At 41.9% G+C, this 20569-nt stretch carries 16 protein-coding genes; 10 read left to right on the top strand and 6 right to left on the bottom strand.

Annotation, left to right across the window (positions count from 1 at the left end):
• Positions 1-48: 48 nt before the first annotated feature.
• The 7 genes from CXF80_RS03615 to CXF80_RS03585 all read left to right on the top strand — a co-directional run bounded on the left by CXF80_RS03615 (position 49) and on the right by CXF80_RS03585 (position 9661).
• Positions 49-1452 carry an ethanolamine ammonia-lyase subunit EutB gene (locus CXF80_RS03615; protein ID WP_101031320.1) on the top strand — a complete coding sequence of 468 codons (1404 nt, stop codon included), beginning with the start codon at positions 49-51 and terminating at the stop codon, positions 1450-1452.
• Entirely contained in the window at positions 1452-2345 is an 894-nt protein-coding gene (gene eutC, locus CXF80_RS03610) for an ethanolamine ammonia-lyase subunit EutC (RefSeq protein WP_101031318.1), read from the top strand. Before CXF80_RS03615 ends, eutC begins: the two co-directional genes overlap by 1 nt.
• A gap of 130 nt (positions 2346-2475) precedes the next feature.
• Complete coding sequence (gene eat / locus CXF80_RS03605; protein WP_101031316.1) at positions 2476-3879, top strand: ethanolamine permease; 1404 nt, start codon at positions 2476-2478, stop codon at positions 3877-3879.
• Positions 3880-4231: 352 nt separating this feature from the next.
• Positions 4232-5833: an ABC-F family ATPase gene (locus CXF80_RS03600; protein WP_101031314.1), complete on the top strand. Its 1602-nt coding sequence runs from the start codon at positions 4232-4234 to the stop codon at positions 5831-5833.
• Positions 5834-6047: 214 nt separating this feature from the next.
• Complete coding sequence (locus CXF80_RS03595) at positions 6048-8288, top strand: peptidase U32 family protein (RefSeq protein WP_101031312.1); 2241 nt, start codon at positions 6048-6050, stop codon at positions 8286-8288.
• Positions 8289-8439: 151 nt separating this feature from the next.
• Positions 8440-8793, top strand: coding sequence for a YkgJ family cysteine cluster protein (locus CXF80_RS03590; RefSeq protein ID WP_101031310.1), 354 nt, complete (start codon positions 8440-8442; stop codon positions 8791-8793).
• A 550-nt stretch (positions 8794-9343) separates the two neighbouring features.
• A complete protein-coding gene (locus CXF80_RS03585) occupies positions 9344-9661 on the top strand; it encodes an HPF/RaiA family ribosome-associated protein (protein ID WP_101031308.1) in 318 nt (105 codons plus the stop codon).
• Between the two features lie 219 nt (positions 9662-9880).
• Here CXF80_RS03585 and CXF80_RS03580 read toward each other — a convergent pair whose 3' ends face one another.
• The 5 genes from CXF80_RS03580 to CXF80_RS03560 all read right to left on the bottom strand — a co-directional run bounded on the left by CXF80_RS03580 (position 9881) and on the right by CXF80_RS03560 (position 13764).
• Positions 9881-10783, bottom strand: a complete 903-nt coding sequence (locus CXF80_RS03580) for a sensor domain-containing diguanylate cyclase (RefSeq protein ID WP_198554726.1) — start codon at positions 10781-10783, stop codon at positions 9881-9883.
• Between the two features lie 61 nt (positions 10784-10844).
• Positions 10845-11288, bottom strand: a complete 444-nt coding sequence (locus CXF80_RS03575) for an Rrf2 family transcriptional regulator (RefSeq protein ID WP_101031304.1) — start codon at positions 11286-11288, stop codon at positions 10845-10847.
• Between the two features lie 42 nt (positions 11289-11330).
• On the bottom strand, positions 11331-12509 hold the full coding sequence (locus CXF80_RS03570) for a methyl-accepting chemotaxis protein (RefSeq protein ID WP_101031302.1): 1179 nt from the start codon (positions 12507-12509) through the stop codon (positions 11331-11333).
• A 27-nt stretch (positions 12510-12536) separates the two neighbouring features.
• Positions 12537-13283: an EAL domain-containing protein gene (locus CXF80_RS03565; protein WP_101031300.1), complete on the bottom strand. Its 747-nt coding sequence runs from the start codon at positions 13281-13283 to the stop codon at positions 12537-12539.
• Positions 13276-13764 carry a hypothetical protein gene (locus tag CXF80_RS03560; RefSeq protein ID WP_101031298.1) on the bottom strand — a complete coding sequence of 163 codons (489 nt, stop codon included), beginning with the start codon at positions 13762-13764 and terminating at the stop codon, positions 13276-13278. Before CXF80_RS03560 ends, CXF80_RS03565 begins: the two co-directional genes overlap by 8 nt.
• Positions 13765-14199: 435 nt before the next feature.
• On the opposite strand from CXF80_RS03560, the gene CXF80_RS03555 reads away from it, so the two are divergent.
• Both CXF80_RS03555 and CXF80_RS03550 read left to right on the top strand, forming a co-directional pair.
• The gene (locus CXF80_RS03555) at positions 14200-16026 is read left to right on the top strand and encodes an HD domain-containing phosphohydrolase (protein ID WP_157822173.1); all 1827 of its coding nucleotides are present in this window, start codon (positions 14200-14202) and stop codon (positions 16024-16026) included.
• A gap of 495 nt (positions 16027-16521) precedes the next feature.
• Positions 16522-17067, top strand: coding sequence for a sugar O-acetyltransferase (locus CXF80_RS03550; protein WP_101031293.1), 546 nt, complete (start codon positions 16522-16524; stop codon positions 17065-17067).
• A gap of 204 nt (positions 17068-17271) precedes the next feature.
• On the opposite strand, the gene grcA is transcribed toward CXF80_RS03550, so the two are convergent.
• On the bottom strand, positions 17272-17646 hold the full coding sequence (gene grcA, locus CXF80_RS03545) for an autonomous glycyl radical cofactor GrcA (protein WP_101031291.1): 375 nt from the start codon (positions 17644-17646) through the stop codon (positions 17272-17274).
• An 823-nt stretch (positions 17647-18469) separates the two neighbouring features.
• Here grcA and CXF80_RS03540 point away from each other — a divergent pair.
• Positions 18470-20173 carry a methyl-accepting chemotaxis protein gene (locus CXF80_RS03540; RefSeq protein ID WP_101031289.1) on the top strand — a complete coding sequence of 568 codons (1704 nt, stop codon included), beginning with the start codon at positions 18470-18472 and terminating at the stop codon, positions 20171-20173.
• Positions 20174-20569: the final 396 nt, after the last annotated feature.

The raw sequence follows: 20569 nt of genomic DNA, 5'->3' as shown, positions 1-20569 counted from the left end.
CAAAACCTGTACCAAGGTTTTTACTTCGGTGATGTATGAGGTCAATTCATGAGTCAATCGTATCGCTACATTTTAGGTAGCCAAACATACCAATTTAAAAGTCTGGCCGAGTTAATGGCGAAAGCGACGCCACAACGTTCGGGCGATCGCTTAGCGGGAGTCATTGCACAATCAGCGCGCGAGCGGGCCGTAGCTCAAATGACACTTGCAGATGTGCCATTGAAAACCTTCCTCAATGAAGCGCTTATTCCCTATGAAACAGATGAAGTGACTCGGTTAATTTTCGACGAACATGATACTCAGGCATTTGCTTATATTAGCCATTTAACCGTAGGGGATTTTCGTAATTGGCTGTTAAGTGACTACGCAACACCACAGGTATTAGCCGCAGTAAAAATGGGCATAACCCCAGAAATGGCTGCCGCTGTCAGTAAAATAATGCGCAATCAAGATCTTATTCTTGTGGCTAAAAAATGCCATGTTACCACCGCGTTCAGAAATACCATTGGCTTACCCGGCCACTTATCGACCCGATTACAACCTAACCACCCTACCGACGATATTAACGGTATCGCAGCTTCGATACTTGACGGTTTGTTGTATGGCAATGGCGACGCCGTTATTGGCATCAACCCTGCTACAGACAACGTTGCACAAGCCATTAAGCTGATGAAATTAATGGATGACGTGATCCAAAAATATCAAATACCAACCCAAAGCTGCGTGCTAACTCATGTGACCAACACCATTGAATGTATTGAAGCAGGTGCACCGGTCGATTTGGTGTTTCAATCTATAGGTGGAACAGAAGCCACCAATAGCAGTTTCGGTTTTAATTTAAATACCTTAGCAGAGGCCCAAGATGCGGCATTAAGCCTAAATAGAGGCTCCGTTGGCAATAACGTGATGTATTTTGAAACGGGCCAAGGCAGCTCGTTGTCGGCCAATGCACATCATGGATTAGATCAACAAACCTGTGAAGCCAGAGCCTATGCCGTCGCACGCAAGTTTAATCCATTACTGGTCAACACAGTTGTTGGCTTTATTGGTCCTGAATATTTATTTGATGGTAAAGAAATTACCCGGGCAGGACTTGAAGATCATTTCTGCGCCAAGTTACTCGGTGTGCCAATGGGCTGTGATGTTTGCTACACCAACCATGCCGAAGCCGACCAAAACGACATGGACAATCTACTCACCTTGTTAGGCGTTGCAGGATGTTCGTTTGTAATGGGGATCCCCGGCTCAGATGACATCATGCTTAATTATCAAACCACATCATTTCATGATGCTTTATATGTCCGCCGAGTATTGGGTTCCCGTCCGGCCCCCGAGTTTGAGCAGTGGCTAACAAAAATGAACATCATGAAAAATAGCACTGATTGTGTGTTATCGAGCACGCTACCGAGCGCATTTTCTAAGCCATTGTATGCACTGCAAGGAGGCCGCTAATGAGCACACCTTGTGTAAAACAGACCAATAATGCCGTCGGTGCAGCCCTATCACATCTCGCTAATGGCACTGTGGTGTCCAATCCATGGCGCGATCTTCGCCGTTTTACCGATGCCCGCATAGGCCTTGGCAGAGCGGGCATTAGTCTACCCACATCTGAGTTGTTAGCGTTTCAATTGTCTCATGCGCAAGCACGCGACGCGGTAAACTTTCCGCTCGACATTGATGCACTGGTTGAGCAACTAGCCAGTATCCCATCACTGATTAACCTTGCCACGCCCATAAAGGTCAGCAGTCAGGCAAAAGACCGCATTACCTATTTACAACGCCCAGATCTTGGCAGAAAACTCGCCGACAGTGGTCGCAAAACGTTGTTAACCCACATGGATAACCAAGGTCAAGCGACCCACAGCCAATACGATCTCGCCATTGTGGTGGTCGATGGTTTGTCATCACTGGCGGTACAGAATAATGCCCAACCATTTATAACCGAGTTATTAACGCTGCTTAACCAGCAAGACACACCATGGAAAATAGCCCCAATAACCTTGGTTGAACAAGGACGTGTCGCCATAGGCGATGATATTGGTCAGCTGCTAAATGCCCAAATTGTGATGGTGCTAATAGGCGAGCGGCCGGGGCTAAGTTCACCTGACAGCCTTGGGTTATATCTTACTTGGGCACCTAAAACAGGACTCAACGATGCGAGTCGAAATTGTATTTCGAACATCCGCCCTGCAGGTTTGCTTTATAGCGAAGCAGCCAAACGTGCGGTTTATCTATTAACACAAGCCCAAAAAATCAAGCTAACGGGAGTCAATTTAAAGGATCGCACTCAAGACGATGTGATTGAACACCATCAACAAACCAAAAACTTTTTAATCGCGGAATAACACATATTAAAACTAAATAACCTCAACTCGGTTTAAGAGATGGGATAAGTAAACCTAATCAGAATATTTTACCTGTTCGATAACCGTTTACTACCCGTGCTGAGGTTAACTACCAACGGAGAAAACAATCATGTCTGAGAACAACAAAGAGTATCTTGCCAAAAGGCAATTAAAAAGCGGCACTGCAGGGTGGGTTTTACTCGCCGGTTTAGGAGTGTCGTACGTTATATCTGGAGACTTCGCCGGGTGGAACTTTGGTATAGCCGAAGCTGGCTGGGGCGGATTTGCCATTGCAGCTGTCTTAATGGCCATCATGTATTTAGCCTTAGTACTGTCTTTAGCTGAAATGTCAGCGGCAATACCTGCTGCCGGCGGCGGTTATAGTTTTGCTCGTCAAGCCATGGGCCCCGCCGGCGGTTATTTAACCGGACTTGCGGTGTTAATTGAATATGCGCTGGCGCCTGCTGCCATTGTGATTTTTATTGGCTCTGCAGTGCAAGAATTATTGGGGTTTAATGGTCCTTGGGTCTATGCATTATTCTATATTGTTTTTGTGGGTATTCATCTAGCCGGTGTCGGTGAAGCACTTAAAGTAATGATGGTGATCAGTGGGTTAGCGGTATTGGCTATCATTGCGACTGCAGTCGTGCTGATCGGTAACTTTGATGCATCACGCTTATATGATGTTGCAGTGACAGAAGCGGCAGGTGCAAGTGAGTTTTTACCTCTAGGATGGTACGGCGTTTGGGCTGCATTGCCGTTTGCAATGTGGTTATTTTTAGCCGTTGAAGGTGTACCATTAGCAGCAGAAGAAGCGAAAGATCCAGCCAAAGATGTGCCAAAAGGCATTATTGGGGCAATGATATTTTTACTCTTTACTGCACTCTTGGTTGTGGTACTAGTCCCTGGTGCTGGCGGTGCTGCAGCCATGGGTGCCAGTGCGGTACCATTAGTTGATGCACTGAATGCTACCGGTAATCACAGCTTGGCTACCATAGTAAATATTTTAGGTTTGGCAGGTCTAGTTGCTTCATTTTTCTCAATTATTTATGGTTATAGCCGCTTAGTATTTGCGTTATCACGTGCCGGATATTTACCTCGTTCATTATCCATTACGACTTCACGCAAGGTACCTGCGCGCGCATTAATCGTCCCCGCAATATTTGGTTTTATTGCCTCACTGAGTGGCGAAGGTGATTTAATGCTCGCCATGGCAGTTGTCGGTGCCACTGTATCGTATGCATTAATGGCGCTTAGCCACATTTTACTGCGCTTCAAGCAACCCGATATGCCTCGTCCATACAAAACCCCAGGCGGTATTTTTACTTCGGGCATTGCTTTAGTGTTGTCGTTAATTGCACTCACTGGCGTATACGCATTCGATCCACGGGCGTTTCTATTCACTATGGTGTTATTTGCAATTGGTGCAGCCTATTACTTTGGCTATAGCGCCAAGCATTTAGTTGCTAAAAGTGCTGATGAAGAATTTGCCCTGTTGGCTGCGGCAGAATCAGACTTATCAATAGCAAGTTAATTAGCCACGGTTACTTGGTAGATAAATGAAAAAGCGATGTTAATCTCTAATTAACATCGCTTTTTATATACAGCACCATGCTATAAACGCGCGCCAGACCGCGGTCAAGTGTTATCCCTCAATCGTCAAAAGAGTCATGTTCGTCATCACTTTTTAACGCTAGGTAAAGGTAATCGGAGTAACTAACACTATAGTGGATAATATTAGCAGATTATAAATCGACAAATTAACCCTAACCTGTATAATCCGCGGCCTATTTACTTAATATACTCACGTCTGTCTTATTCTCACACGGCTGTTTACTTGCCTTTTGTTGATAAATATTCAGTTAGTACACAGTTGGAACATTGCTTTGATTTCTACCGCTAATATCACCATGCAGTTTGGCCCTGAGCCATTATTTGAAAACATCTCGGCTCAATTTGGTCACGGTAACCGTTACGGTTTAATCGGCGCAAATGGCTGTGGCAAGTCCACGTTCATGAAAATCTTGAGTGGCGAGCTTACCCCAACATCAGGAAATGTGTCGATTACGCCAGGCTTTAAAGTCGGTACTCTTAGTCAAGATCAATTCGCATTTGAGCAATATAGCGTAGTTGATGCGGTGATCATGGGCGATGTAGGGCTTTGGAAAGTTAAGCAAGAACGTGACAACATTTATGCTAAAGCTGAAATGACCGATGAAGATGGTATGCGCGTCGGTGATTTAGAAAGCCAGTTCGCCGAAATGGATGGTTACAGCGCCGAAAGTCGTGCAGGTGAAATCTTATTAGAAGCCGGCATCGATGAATCATTTCATTTTGGTTTAATGCAACAGGTTGCCCCTGGTTGGAAATTGCGCGTGCTATTAGCGCAGGCTTTATTCGCTAACCCAGACATCTTGTTACTCGACGAACCCACCAACAACTTGGATATTCATACCATTAGTTGGTTAGCAACCGAGTTAAACAAACGTAAATGCACCATGATCATCATCTCCCATGACAGACATTTTTTAAACTCTGTTTGTACCCATATGGCAGATATCGATTACGGCGAATTACGAGTTTATCCAGGTAACTACGAATATTTCATTGCTCAATCAGGTTTAATCCGTGAGCAACTTTTAGCCGGTAACGCCAAGAAAACGGCTGAAGTGGCCGAACTGCAAGACTTCGTTAACCGCTTTGGTGCCAACGCATCCAAAGCGAAACAAGCCAGCTCTCGTGCTAAAAAGATGGATAAAATTAAATTAGATGATGTTAAATCATCTAGTCGTATTACCCCATCAATCCGTTTTCCCGAATGCAAAAAACTGCATCGCCAAGCATTAGTGCTTGAGGAACTGTCCCACGGTTTTGATGAAGTATTATTTGAACACGGCGACCTTATTTTAGATGCCGGTTCAAAACTGGCGATTATTGGTGAAAACGGCGTGGGTAAAACCACCCTGCTACGCTGTTTGGTTAATGAATTAGATCATAATCATGGCCGGATTAAATGGTCTGAAAATGCTGCGATTGGTTATTGCCCACAGGACAGCACTGCCGACTTCGATAATGACATGACTTTATTTGATTGGATGTCATTGTGGCGCACACCAAAGCACAATGATTTAATGGTTCGAGGCATGTTAGGTCGGTTATTATTTACTGATGATGATGCCAACAAAAAAGTACGCAACTGTTCTGGTGGTGAAAAAAATCGCTTATTATTCGGTAAGTTAATGATGATGGATATTAACGTTCTGGTAATGGATGAGCCAACCAACCACATGGATATGGAAGCAATTGAAGCGCTAAACCAAGCGTTGAAATTATTTGAAGGCACATTGATATTTGTCAGCCATGACCGTGAATTCGTGTCATCACTGGCAACACGTATTATTGATGTAAAAGACAAAAAATTGATTAACTTTCATGGCACTTTTAACGAGTATCTTACAAGTCAAGCTGAAGCAGAAGCAAGAAGTTAATATCAACGTTTGCGCATTAGGTAATGGGTACTAGATTAGTAATATAAGGCCTTCATTTGTGGCGTAGTTAAGCATAAATGAAGGCCTTTTACGTTTAATTCACCTTGGTGATGACTGATATAATCGGATAAGCTAATGAATAGCAATCAGCAAAAAATACACGTAAAATTACTGTCTAAATTAATAATTAACGTCCTAAAATAGCGAAAATATCATGAATAGAAAAATCGAATTATTGGCACCCGGTGGAGATGTCGATGCGATCAAAGCTGCGATTATTGCCGGTGCAAACGCCGTTTATTGTGGCTTAGATACCTTTAACGCCCGCAACCGTGCAGCCAACCTCTCCTTCGATGACTTAATTGGTGTTATCGCACTTGCTCACCAATACCAGTGTGAAGTGTTTCTCACTATGAATATCGTTATTCTTGAAAACGAAATTCCTACATTGGTTAAATTACTCAATCAACTGGTTAATACCGGTATAGATGGCATTATTGTACAAGACTTAGGTTTGTTTAATTTGTTCAGCAAACATTTTCCGAGCTTAGCAATTCATGCATCGACTCAGCTAACAACCCATAACGAAGGCCAAATTGGCTTTTTAGCTAAAATAGGCGCCACTCGAGTAAACTTATCGCGTGAGCTAAACCTTGGCGAAATTAAAAGTCTCACCACCTTGGCCCATGATCACGATGTTCTCACTGAAGTCTTTGTTCACGGCGCATTATGTATTGCCTTTTCTGGCCAATGTTATTCAAGTTCAGTCAGTGTCGGCAATTCAGGTAACCGTGGTCGTTGCAGCCAAGCGTGTCGTGATGAATATGAAATTACCGCCACTGGCAACAAGTTCCCTTTGAACTTAAAAGACAACTCAGCCTACTTTGATTTACCAGAATTAGTCGATGCTGGTGTTGACTCACTTAAAATTGAAGGCCGCATTAAAGGTGCACAATATGTGCATACCGTGGTCGATAGCTGGCGCAAGCAGATTGATAAATTTATCGATACAGGTAAATTATTAGCCGATGACTCGAACTTACATAAAGTGTTTAACCGTGATTTTACCAACTCATTTTTAAAGGGTAATCTCACCAAAGACATGTTTATCGATAACCCGCGCGATAACAGCTTTAAGCATGCTAACGATAAGAGTAACGCGATATCTGTAGTGCAAATTGAAGCCGCACAACACACATTGTCGTCAGATAAAAACGCCATTGTTGAACTGGTCGCTGAAAAAATTAATCACTTAAGCATTGCCAAACCAACGCTAGCACTGGCGTTTTCCGGCCAAGTGGATCAACCGTTGTCGATAACGGTTAGCACCCCAGAACAACATTTTGTAATTAACTCAGCGATCACGTTAACTAAAGCAACAGAGTCTCGCATTGATGAAGCGGCTATCGAAAAACGCTTTAAAAGCCTTAAAAGCAGCGGCTATTTGTTACAAATGTTCAATTTTGACGACTTAGACGCCGATTTAAACCTGCCGTTTAGCCAATTAACTCAGCTTAAAAACCAACTGTTATTGCAGCTAACTCAAAGAGAATACATTGGCGCAGTAACCTTACCTAAGTTGACTAAACACCCAAAAGTGACCGAGATCCCGACACTGTCTTTGCTGATCAGCGACGAAAAAGACGTTAACTTGTGCGATGTCACTGACGCCGATATTTATTTCAAGTTGCCAGAAAGCTTTAAGAAAAACGACAACAAGTACATCGACATATTCTTGCGTAACCCAAGGCTTATTCCGTGGTTTCCAGCAGTACTTATTGGCAAAGATTACCTTGAAGCAGTTAGAGTATTAGAAGTAGTAAAGCCTAAGCGTATTGTCACAAACAACACCGGCGTCGCGTTTAAAGCCTATGAAATGGACATCGAATGGATTGCGGGGCCGTTTTTAAACACCACCAATTCTTATGCCTTGCTAACGCTACAAGAACAGCTTAATTGTGCTGGCGCGTTTATTTCTAATGAAATTAACCGCAATCAAATTAAAAACATCGCCAGGCCAGAAAACTTTAAACTGCTTTACAGCATTTATCACCCCATTTTGATGATGACCAGCAGACAATGCTTTTTCCAACAAACCGTAGGCTGTAATAAGCCCAGCATTGAAGATGGCTGCATGCTTAAATGTGAAAAAGCCACCACCATCACTAACGTCAAAGGCATTTCATTTGCGGTAGACAAACAAAAAGGCGGCTATCCGAGCATCTATAACCACGAACAGTTTTTAAACATCGAAGCCGTTGAAGACTTATCCCACTTATTTGATGAGTTCTTTATCGACCTCACCAACATTGGATCAGGTTCAAAAGCTGAAATCGATAAAGTACAACTGGTCAGTCACTTTGAAAACGTCCTTAAAGGCGTTGTAGATGCTAAAGTTGAGCTTAATCAACTGGTGACCATCTCGACTAACGCCCAGTATCAGCAAGGTTTGTAACCCGCTTAGCAGATGTTAATCGAGCTGAGGGTTAACATACTCAGTCCGTTAATCTTTGATAACAGCAAATGATGAGCGCTGACCTTACTGCAAAGGAGTGTCAGCTCATGATTTCAACCCCATGCTATGTATACACAAAAGTTAGGTATTAATGAAAAATAACATAGAGATAGTCGATCTACTGCGCGAGCGCATTCCGTCATTTGAATGCAAGCCTGGTTGTCACGATTGTTGCGGCCCAGTCACAACCTCTTCAGAAGAAATGGCTCGCCTACCCTTTAAAACCAATGCCCAGCATGAAGCCGCATTAAAAGAGTGGAACTGTGTGTACTTGGGCCCTAATGGATGCGAGGTGTATGAGGAGCGACCATTGATATGCCGAGTATTTGGCACCACACCACGCATGCCTTGCCCAGAACACCGTCGACCAGAAGTGATGATTGACACAAAAACAGAGGCTCAGATCCATCACTATATTGCCAATACGCGCCAAGTGTTAGTGTAAAAGAGCCATTACTCGGCTCGGATTAAGAGATGGGTTTAGCTTGTTAACAACATCGCAGCCACACAGCCCCAGCTTAAAGCTGGCTGAGTGCTGCAGGCGATATCGTATCCCCCGCTAGCCTATCTCTTGATATCAATATGGCTTGAATTCACGCCTACGAGCTAACTCATTTAATGCCCCTTGCAAATGGGTATTTTGGGTTAGCCCTAACGCATCGCTTTGAATTTTTTATAACGAAACCAATGGCTAAAGGCTTCTGCCACCGTTCGATGAAACTGACCGACATCCCCCTTCTATTGTATTTAACAGCGGTAAAGTGTGCATTGGTAAATCTTGTCTATTTGTAATCTAGGCCGTTTTTCTCATTTTATGCTTATTTTTGGTACATAAGGGTTAAATTACCTGGGTTTATACTTGCGTGTCATAAAAACGTTCTATAATGTCAAGTGTTTAGCATTGTGCGAATTGACATCATCGGATTGAAAATCGCACATGCGCGCTATACAGATGTTAGGCCTAGCGTAAATTCACATTACAGGAAAACATTGTCATGCAAATCCAGATCAATACAGATAACAACATATCCGGACAACATGCACTTGCTCAAAGTGTCGAAGATATTTTAAGATCAGATCTAAACCGTTTTAGTGATCAGATCACGCGCATTGAAGTACATTTAAGCGACGAGAACAGCTCGGCCAAGTCCGGAAGTAAGGACAAGCGCTGTTTACTGGAGGTTAGGCTTGCCGGAGAACGTCCAATTGCAACCAGCCAGCATGCGGAAACGATTGGGGAAGCGGTTACAAGCGCGACCGAACAAATGGTTCATTTGCTAGAGACTGAGTTGGGTAAACGCGGCAAGAAGTAACAGCGAGCCCGTTGAAAATCCATGCTTAGGTCTAGGTGCCGGAGACCTCCAGCCTCCAGCCCCACCTCGCATGTGGCTGATGTGGTCAACCAAATCAGCATACAACCAAATGGTGCAGATACTTCTGCAAACGGTGAGTGAAGTGAACCTTCAAGATAACGAACCAGAAATAGGAACGCTTAACGGGCCTTTAGATAGGGTTTACCCCCTAAAATCTGGTTACGACTTATCTCTATCAAAGACACTCACGCAATTACGACCACTATTTTTGGCGCGATAAAGCGCCACGTCACTGCGCTGTTGGATCAAGTCACAGCTATCGTCAGCCAGCAAGCTAGCAATACCGATACTGGTAGTCACTGATAAGCTATATTGTTCCGTGATGATAACCATAGCTTCAATACTCTCTCGAATACGCTCAGCCACCACCTCAGCGTCTGATTGCGCGATCCTGGGTAGTGCAAGGTAAAACTCCTCACCTCCCACCCGACCAAAAATATCCTCATCACGAATAGTTTGTTGAATGTGATGCGCAAATCCTTGTATCACCCGATCACCAACGTGGTGACCATATTGATCATTAATTTTTTTAAAGTAGTCAATATCGAACAGCAACAATGAAAAGTGTTCGTGATGACGCTGCGCCAGACCAAAGGCAGTTTTGAACTGCTCGAGAAAGGCACGCCGATTAAGAATGCTGGTGAGTTCATCCGTGGTCGACTGCAGTCTCAGCTTCTCTTGCAGTGTGATGATGTCAGAGATATCTCTAATAAAAGCAAAAATAATCGTTTCGCCATCAATCTTGGTGACATTAGGACTAAAATGAACGTGCACCTCTTTGCCCGCTTTGGTTAACCCTTGAACATGGATACCTTTGCCAATAAGAGGCCCAAAATCATTATTTTTTTTGAATTTATCAAAGGATGCATCGGCGCGTATCTTCAGTTTTTTGGTCGGTAAAATCTCGTGGACATGTTTACCAAGGACCTCTTGCTCTGTGTAACCAAAGATCTGCTCCGCGCAGTCATTCCAAGAAAGGATATTGCCATTTGCGTCAGCAATAATCACTGCATCCGTTGATTGTTTTACAATCGTTTTATAGGTACTTTCGTTTAACGGCACACTTTCCACCTAGGAATGTTCCAACGAGTTAACACTAAGGTTAGTTTACTCGCTTCCACGTTTATTCTGTTTCGGCTGTTTCTAGCTGCAACAGATAAGATATTTCCTGCTTATTGACGACCATATCTGCCAAGGTAAATTCATTTAACGTGCAGATAAAATTATCCATCGCTTTGATAATCGCCAGCTTTAGTTTGCACGCAGGCTGCAGGACGCATCCTGAACTTAAGCAATCTACACCATCCATCGTTTTTTCAAATAGCGTTACTATGGTGCCGATCCTGATGGTATCGGGCGACATTGCTAGCCGAATGCCACCCCCTTTGCCCCTAAGCGTTTGGATATAACCATGTTGAGCAAGTTTGTGGACCACTTTGGTCATGTTATTTTGGGAAATACCATATAACTGAGAAACCTCCTTAACGCTACTTAATTGCCCCTCTGGAAGGCTCGCCAAATACATCAGCGTACGTAAGCTATAGTCGGTAAAACTAGTCATTCTCATTTTCACGTCCTCAAATCAACAAGACATCCATTAGAGCAAATTCTACGCCCCTGCTGCGCGCGTTTTAAACGCACCGAGTTGTTCAACAATTTGAGCCGTCACGTCACTTAAACGGTGTCCTTGCTGCTCAAGATCATTACAATCATGGGCGTTAGAACTAGACAGTTTTTTAAGCACGTCAATCTCGCCAGCTACGTCAGCGACCAACCGATTAATATATTGAATATCAATGTTATTTTCAGTTTTATCCTGACCAATAAGCCCTAAGATCTCATCGATATTAGAACAGGCTTGCTGTAATTCGACTTGACTGGAAGTGGTGTATTGCGCTAAGCGGGTAATCGCACTTGACTGTGATTTCATCTGATCACCAGCATCAATGACCGCATCGGAGATCCCCGCGATAATGTGGTTAATTTCATCAAGGCTCTTCTGGGTAGAAAACGCAAGATTGCGAACCTCATCGGCAACCACAGCAAAACCCCGTCCATGCTCACCGGCTCTCGCCGCTTCAATGGCAGCATTAAGTGCAAGTAAGTTAGTTTGATCTGCAAGATTTTTGATCACCATCACTACATTTTCGATAGACTTTGTTTGCTCTGAAAGTGAGTTAAATTTGTTGTGTAATTTGTCATTATTTTCAATATATGAATTCAAACCTTGGGCCATTGTTCCCATATGTTCATTAGAGGAAATCAACCCTGATTGGGTGCGCTCGACTTGTTGGCGAGTTGCTTCAGCTTTATCCCGCAATGAAACCGATGTGCTATCTAAAATATCGACTCTGTCTGTTAGGTAATCCACTCGGTTATCTTGATCTTGAATTCTTGACGAAATATTTTGGGCTTTTTGCTTTAGTAGTTCGGCAATATCATCTGAGGTATTGGCTTGCTGCTGAATATCAACCAGCGCATCATTCACGTTGACTCGGAAGGTATTCACCACATCGAGCACATTGCCTATTTCACTGTTGTAGCGACTATCAACCTCACAAGGCACTGAGAGATCTTTTTTCTCAAAGGTTTTCATATAAGTGGTTACGTTTTTCAGGGCGTCAACGCCCCAATACTTCTCATCGATGTCATGGATAATCAGAAATATCATCACCAAATATTGAACCACTTGAGAACCAATCCCATCTGTAAAAAATAGAGCGTTGATAAACAATGCCATCGCCCCCACCCAATGGATCAATCGCATTCTTAAAAATAATGAGCGCATTTATTTTCCTCTTTATACTTGTTGAAATTACCCGTTTTTCGCGAGTTTTACTTTGATAGGTCGGGGTTTTGAATATAAAAAACCTTGGATAATATCGACGCCAGCCCAGCGAACGAAGTCAGACTGCGCCTGAGTTTCAATCCCTTCAGCCACGATAAGACTGCCTTTTGACGAACAAAGGCTTATCACTTCGCGATACAAACTGGCGGCCCATAAGTCTGTCGGAACATCCTGAATAAGCTTCAAATCCAGCTTAATAATGTCGAAATTTGACCGACTCAACTGGATAAGATTTGAGTGACCGGAACCAAAATCATCCATCGCCACCCTAAAACCTTGGTTTTGTAAAAATGAAATCCTTGCAACGCTCGGATCATCACTGCTGATAGTGTCTTCACAGATCTCTAATACCAAACATTGTTTTTGCTTAGCGGTTAATTTGCTTAGCGTTTGTCGCCACAGACGGTCAAACAAACTGGCGCAAGCTATCAATTTTCCGGCGATATTGATCCAGATGCTATTGTCAATCAGATGCGTCAACCGCCCACTAATAAACAAATCGTCGAGCTGCTGATTGGTCATCTCCAAAAGCAAATCGTGATGGTGATTGAGATAGTCCATCAACGGCTCCATCGCGATGGGGATTTGGGAATCGACAAGCGTGGCCCGACAAAGTAACTCTTGACCATACAAAGTATGTTGCGCGGCAGTGACTAAGTCCTGCACGAACCATTCAAGCCGGGCGGGTTCATCATGGTATACAAACTCAAGCATGCAGTTCTTCCAAAGTATCAATCATAGAATAGGCTATATCTTCATCGGCAAGACGAGCACGTATATCACTGAACATACATTCTATTTCTTTGATATGACTTGTACTAATAGCGGTGTTTTTGAGGGTGAACTTCAACGAGTAGACCAGTTTCGCAGTTGATTCACAGGTATCAAACAGTGCCTCATAGCCCTCTGTCAGGCGATGTTTTTGATTCGAGGTGATATGTAATTGCGATAACACGGGGGTAAAAAACTCATGTTCTAATTGCAAATGGGTTTTGACCCCTTTAATGAGTCGACGTAACTTAGCATCGAATTGAAAGATGCAAAATGTGGGTTGAGACAATAGAGCAGTAAGGTGGTTAATTTCGCTTTTCAATTGAACGTGCTGGGCAATAAGAACTTTGGACCATGTCGCCACCTGCTGGTGCTGCGGTGGTGGTGGCAAATGCCGATAATTAATGGCTGAAGTTGGGATCATTTAAACGGCTCAGATTAATTTTTAGCTTATGCTAAAGATAAGATGCATTTTTTATGCATATTATCTTTAGCGTGTTGAGATAGCAAACTTTATTTCTCCAAAAGGGGGATCTCTATCTCTCTATATATCTATATTTTTTATGCCTGTTTATGCAATGTTAATTCGATAACAATAACAACACAGCTTTGAGTGAGTGTTTTAAACATAACAATACCGTTGACGACTAAATTAGTAAAATTAGTGAGATGGCGTTAACAATCTTGATAATTTATTACCGAAAAAAAATTAATATATGACATAATATTTTAGTATTTGATAAAAAATTAACCTGACTAAAATAGGTGATTTCAGTGAGAACAATTTGCCCCTCGTTATTACTTAACGTTTTAACATCGAATATAAATTCTTATTCAAAAAACGACTGGAGACAAATTTTTGAATAAGAATTCAAAATTCGTCGAGCGTACGATGAACTTAGCATTGGTAGGCTGGACCTTATTGATCCTTGGTTTTATCACAACGTTATATTGGCAAACCAGAGTATCTGCAGAGCAATTAGCTTTTAACGAAGCTAAGGCAAGCATTAGAAAAGATGTTGCAATTAGAAAGTGGGTAGCTTCACATGGCGGCGTTTATGTCCCTGTCAGCGAGCGCACAACCCCTAATATTTACTTATCTCATATTGCCAATCGAGATGTCATCACTGATGATGGTCAACAACTCACCTTAATGAACCCTGCTTATATTCTTACCCAAGTGGCTGAAGATTATGCTAATGAGTACGGTATTAGAGGCCATATCACCAGTATCAATCCACTCAATCCAAATAATGCAGCAGATCCCTGGGAAACAAAAGCCTTAACGGGAATGCAAAAATCATTGAATGACTTCGGCGAACTGGCCAAAATTGATAACATCACTTATATGCGCGTTTTAGAACCCATGCTCGTGACCCAAGCATGCTTAAAGTGTCATGCTCACCAAGGGTATAGCGTTGGCGATGTTCGTGGTGGTATTTCAATTTCAATTCCCGTCCAGCCTTTTTACGATCAAATGCTTCACCAGTTGACCTATACAAGTCTATTTTTATTAATACTATGGGGCATCGGCTGCGCGGCGATGATCCATTATAAGAATCTAGCTAAAAAATATTGGTTTGATAAACAAAATGATTTTGAACAATATTTATATTCATTGGTAGAAATGATTGAAGGACGAGACAGTTACACCGCGGGGCACACTCGCAGAGTGGCCGATTATGCCGTTTGTATCGCCAAAGCATTAAGACTAACTGATTCGGAAATTGATCAGCTTCATAGAGCAGCAATGGTGCACGATATAGGTAAAATTGCCACGCCAGATTCCATTTTACTCAAACCGGGGAAACTCAATAAAATTGAATTTGAGATTATTCAGCAACACGCCACGTCTGGGTACCAACTACTGTATAAAATCAATACCTTTACTGATATTGCCAATATCGTTCGCTCTCACCATGAGAAATATGACGGCTCAGGCTACCCTGATGGCTTGAGTGGTGAAGAGATACCAAAGCTTGCACAAATTATATGTATTGCCGACGCCTTTGATGCAATGACCACTGACCGCATCTATAAAGGTCGCAAGACTGTTGAAGAAAGCCTTAATGAAATATCACTACTTGCAGGCCGTCAATTTAATCCGCACTACGCCAAAGTGGCGGTTAGCGCTTTACGCACTGTTCAACTGGAATATACAACCCAACAAGCCCAGCAGAATATTACCGAGCAACAAAGACTGGCTTACTTTTATAATGATCAACTAACTGGACTGTTTAATCGCGAATTTCTCAATATATTGCTGTCCCCTAGCAGTGAGCAAAATGTGAAAATCAAACCAGAACAAATTCAACATGCAACCATCATTTATCTTCGACATTTCTCTATGTTCAACCAGGAAGCCGGTTGGGCAAATGGTAACCATTTGTTAGTTGAATTAGCTACAGACTTGACACACATGTTGCCAGCATCGCCGCTATTTAGGGTTCATGGTGATGAATTTATCGTGTTATCAGCAGAGCAGCTCGATATCTCAGCGTTAAAAGGGCGGCTGACAAAACATGTTGCTCTGAACTGCATTGAATATGACGTTGAACAATTTGAAATATCAAACCCAATATTTAGTTCAATTGATACCTTAGAAAAACATATGCATGGCCATAGCTCAATTAATATGAATGGCAAAGCAAGGATGACCTTTGATGCGTTAACTAATGGCATTTAATAATGGCCTTCAAAAATCGCGACTGTGAATAAATCCGCCGCCCCTAGAACTTGGCACATGTCCCCTTTTAACACGGGTTCAGGCTGAATATCTGAAATAGATAAAGTACAACTCGGCAGCCACTTTGAAACGGATTAACATAATCTGGACACACTAAAAAGGGTCACATTATTGTGACCCTTTTTATTTTGGTGAAACCAAAATGCTTAAGATCCCTGGTGATAACATTTATCGTGATGCAAGGGAAAGCGCTGTTAACGTTTAGCAAACGTATTGGAGTAACATGTTATACCCCAAGGTTTGTTCGCTGTGTAACTTACGTTACAAGTCACACTACAGGGACATTTAATGTCAACGTTTAGGTGCATCATTTAGCGAGATGATTGCGCTTTGGTATGGGGCTATGTCAATTTATGGGGCTATGTCAATTTATGGGGACAGTGAACATTAAAGACGATGGGCGTTTTGCTTATAAATTAGAGGCCAATTTACTCAATGTCAGAATTACAAAATATGAGAGAGGGTCAAACATATAATTGTCTTGACCAAAAGTTAACAGATTTAAGAGCTTTAGCATTCCTTACACTTCATGAATTTAACAATGAAATCGATGCACAAAAAAGAGCTGAATTACTAAAAAAATTGGGCGCATCAGTATCGACAACAAGTCACATAGCCCCTCCCCTTGAAATGAGTTATGGATGCCATTTATCTTTAGGGCAACAAAGTTACATTAATAGTGGTGCGATTATCTTAGATAATGCTCAAGTCAGTATAGGTGATAATGTAATGATTGGTCCACGAGTACAAGTCTACACAGCCGCGCACTCACTTGATGCTGATAAACGTATTGCCGGAGATGAAATAGCTAAACCTGTAACGATAAAAGATAAGGTATGGATTGGTGGCGGTGTAATTATATTACCCGGGGTGACGATTAATGAAGGAGCGATAGTGGGCGCGGGTTCTGTTGTCACAAAAGATGTTCCCTCTTATGCCCGTGTAGCAGGAAATCCTGCAACATTAATGGCAAAAAAATAGCATCATTGATGGTCATGCGTAAAGTAATAGCCGTTAACATTCTCCCCTTTTGTAGACTTTGGCGAGATGAGTGTGGGAACTCGTCTGCTGTGCCTACAATGACCATAGTTGTGACAAGATGCTAATCAGAATGTAAAGCTAAGCACCAAACGAAAAAAATCGCAGCAGCGATTTTTTTAATGGTCAAGATTACCGTCACTGAAACTACATGGTCGCAGTAAAAGTTCGTGTAATAATATCTTGTTGCTGCTCAGAAGTCAGTGCGTTAAATCGCACGGCATAGCCAGATACACGCACAGTTAACTGTGGGTACTTCTCAGGGTTTTCGATTGCGTCTAGCAACATTTCACGGTTCATTACGTTCACGTTCAAATGCTGGCCGCCCTGACGTTCAGGTTCTCTCTGCACGGGCACTTCGCGGTACTCGATGCTACCAAGAGAGGCAATGCTAAAAGTCTTGTCCTGCCGCTCTTTATCGAGCGCAGCAACACAGCGTGCTTCTTGCTTATCCTCATCTAATAGCCATAAAGAATTAACTAGGTTAGCTTGTTCTGCTTGTGTGATTTGAATTCCAATCATAGTACATCTCCAACAGTGATTTTTTGTAAACTCAGGTTCATTTCTACCAGTTATTTCCGATCGCACACTTGATCTAGATCAAGTTTAATCATTATAATTATTCCGTAGAAAACGCTAGTTTGACGTTTAAGCGATAATACTGAGATAAACGATTCAAGCTGATTAATTAAATTAAGACTTAAATTAAGTCGTTAGCGATAAATTTGAATATTCAAATATGGTATTAGTCGTGACTGATGACTGGTGGTGGTAGCGATGACATTAATAGCGATGTGTTAATGTTAATGAGCAAAAATATCCAGAACAGCATACTGAACAGACAAAACCATTAGGCTATTCTCTGTTAAAGGGAGCCTCAACCGATTGTACTTCTGAGCCATAATCATTAAATAATTACAGTAAACGGAACCGAGACATAAATAATTTTACCCATCCGCCGCCAGAAAAGTTCTAGGTGCTGTCTAAACGAAAATCACCTGTAGCAGTGGGCGAATAATACTATTTTTAATGGATCTATATGGTTTTGGCTTAGCCATTATTACCGAGATTATTGTCAGCCACATAATGATATCTAACGGAAATAGATTGATTGTTAACTGCTTGATTAATAGTTTATTAACCAAATTAACTTTGCCATTACACTATGATAAATGACAGATATAAAGTTGAATAATTAACTCAAATCAAAACAAGGAAGATTATTATGTTATTTAATGTCTGTAAAATGTTAAATGCCTCTCAGACTTTAACGGTAATAATGATTAATATTCTTTCTTTTTTCTATCATAAGCACACCGCGCACTGACAAGATAAAGGATATAAAATGTCATCATCAATTAACAACCCATCAAGCCAAGTTAAATCGTCCCGGTTTTTAGAAAAATTACAATCAGTTAGTGCTCGCTTAAAATTAAGTCTTGTAATCACATTAAGCGCGCTATTATTTTTAGCATACCAAGGTATTTCCGGTATGCAACAAGCCACTCTATCTATTGAAGATTTATATTCACAGGGAATGCAACATACTATCCGTGCCGGAAAAGTGTTAGACGAGTTGGGCAATGCAAGAAGTGCTTTGTTATTATCCTTGCAGCATAGTCCTACATCAGAGTTTGCTAAACTACATGATCACCCAATAGACAAACACATTACTGCAATCAAAAAATCATTAAAATTACTGCATAATATTGTTGATAATGAAATTCTATCATCCGATTTACTTGCTGATGAAAAAACACAAATAAATAGATTGGTTCGTCAACTTGATATCGTCACCGATAAGGGCTTTGATCTGGCATTAGCGGAATTAGAAGTCGGCAATTACAGGCAAGCCAATATAATTCTATTAAAGAATATTAACCCTGCTTTCAAATTAGTAACTCAAGAGGCGCAAGGTTTTCTAGATATACAAATTGCAGAGGGTAAAGCTAATTTTGATCAGGCAAAAGAAAATATTAGTTCGTTCCGGTTTAAAGTAATCATAATAGTTATATTGAATATGCTTCTTCTCTCCTTTCTATCAGTAAAGATTATTAGACGCATTAATCTAGCGTCGCTGAATTTAGAAAGTACCGCGAATAAAATATCCACAGGTGATCTTACCCAACGCATTAACTTAACTGGAAGTGATGAATTCACACATATTGCTGATTACGTGAATCAGATAGTTGGCAGTTTTCAAAATATCGTCAAATCAACTCATCAATCAACGTCATTGTTAGCTTGCTCAGCAGAAGAAAACTCGGCCGTTTCGATGCAAACCAAGCAGAATATTCTCGAACAGCAACAACAAACTCAGTGTATTGCTACCGCTATTCATCAATTTACCGCAACCGTGCGTGAGGTTGCACAGAGTGCAAGTTCGGCTTCTCAAGCCTCTGAACATACAAATAATGCGGCATCTAAAGGACAACAGGTGGTGAAAGAGAGTATCGCCATGATTGAAAGCTTATCGATTGAAATGCAGGAATCTGTTTCAGCGATGAAATCATTGGCGCTACATGCAGAAGATATTGGAAGTGTTGTTGATGTGATCCAGAGTATCTCTGAACAGACTAATTTATTAGCATTAAATGCGGCAATTGAAGCCGCTCGTGCGGGGGAACAAGGTCGCGGGTTCGCGGTGGTAGCTGACGAAGTTAGAACCTTAGCCAGCCGCACCCAACAATCCACACAAGAGATACAAAAAACGATTCAAAACTTGCAACAAGGTAGCCGAGATGCAACTCATCGGTTAGAGCAAGGGGCTGAAAATGCGCAACAAGCAGCAATAGAAGCACAAAAAGTGGGTGAGGCGTTAACAGAAATAACTGAAAGTGTTGACCAAATTAATGCCATGAATGCCCAAATAGCCACCGCAGCGGAAGAGCAAAGCTCGGTTACAGAGGAGATAAACCGCAATATTAGCAGTATTAGTGATATTTCCAATCAAACCGCTTCTGGGGCTGAACAAAGCAGTGCAGCAAGTCATGAATTAGCTAAGTTAGCTGAAACCATGCAGGCAGAAATTGAAAAATTTAAGGTGTAGTGACCCGTTATACCTGTTCGATTCGTTGTCACCGCCAAAGTCCATTATTGTGTGGGCATTAGATGTTTGCCCTTGACGACCCTAAGAACAAGTGGGGTCAGAACAAGTGGGGGCAGGGAAAATTTCTTCTCCGCCCTTAATCTGACATTCTAAAAGTATCTCGTTTTCCAAAATTGGCACAATAACGATATTTCTTCAGCTATGACTGAAAGTGTTAGTACATATCACATTGGCATGCGTTCCCTAATGCAAACCTACACTTTACGAGCGTTAACTCAAACACGTTTATGTTGGTGCTAGTTCTCGTCGCACGCCCCTAAATGAGTAAACCCCCTTTAGTTTTTTATCTTGTCTACTGTCTGTTTAATCGTGTTTTTTGGTCATCGGAAGTTGTGG

It is taken from the genome of Shewanella sp. Actino-trap-3, from assembly GCF_002836275.1.
GTDB lineage: Bacteria > Pseudomonadota > Gammaproteobacteria > Enterobacterales > Shewanellaceae > Shewanella > Shewanella psychromarinicola.
This window is presented reverse-complemented; position numbering and strand designations above follow the sequence as displayed.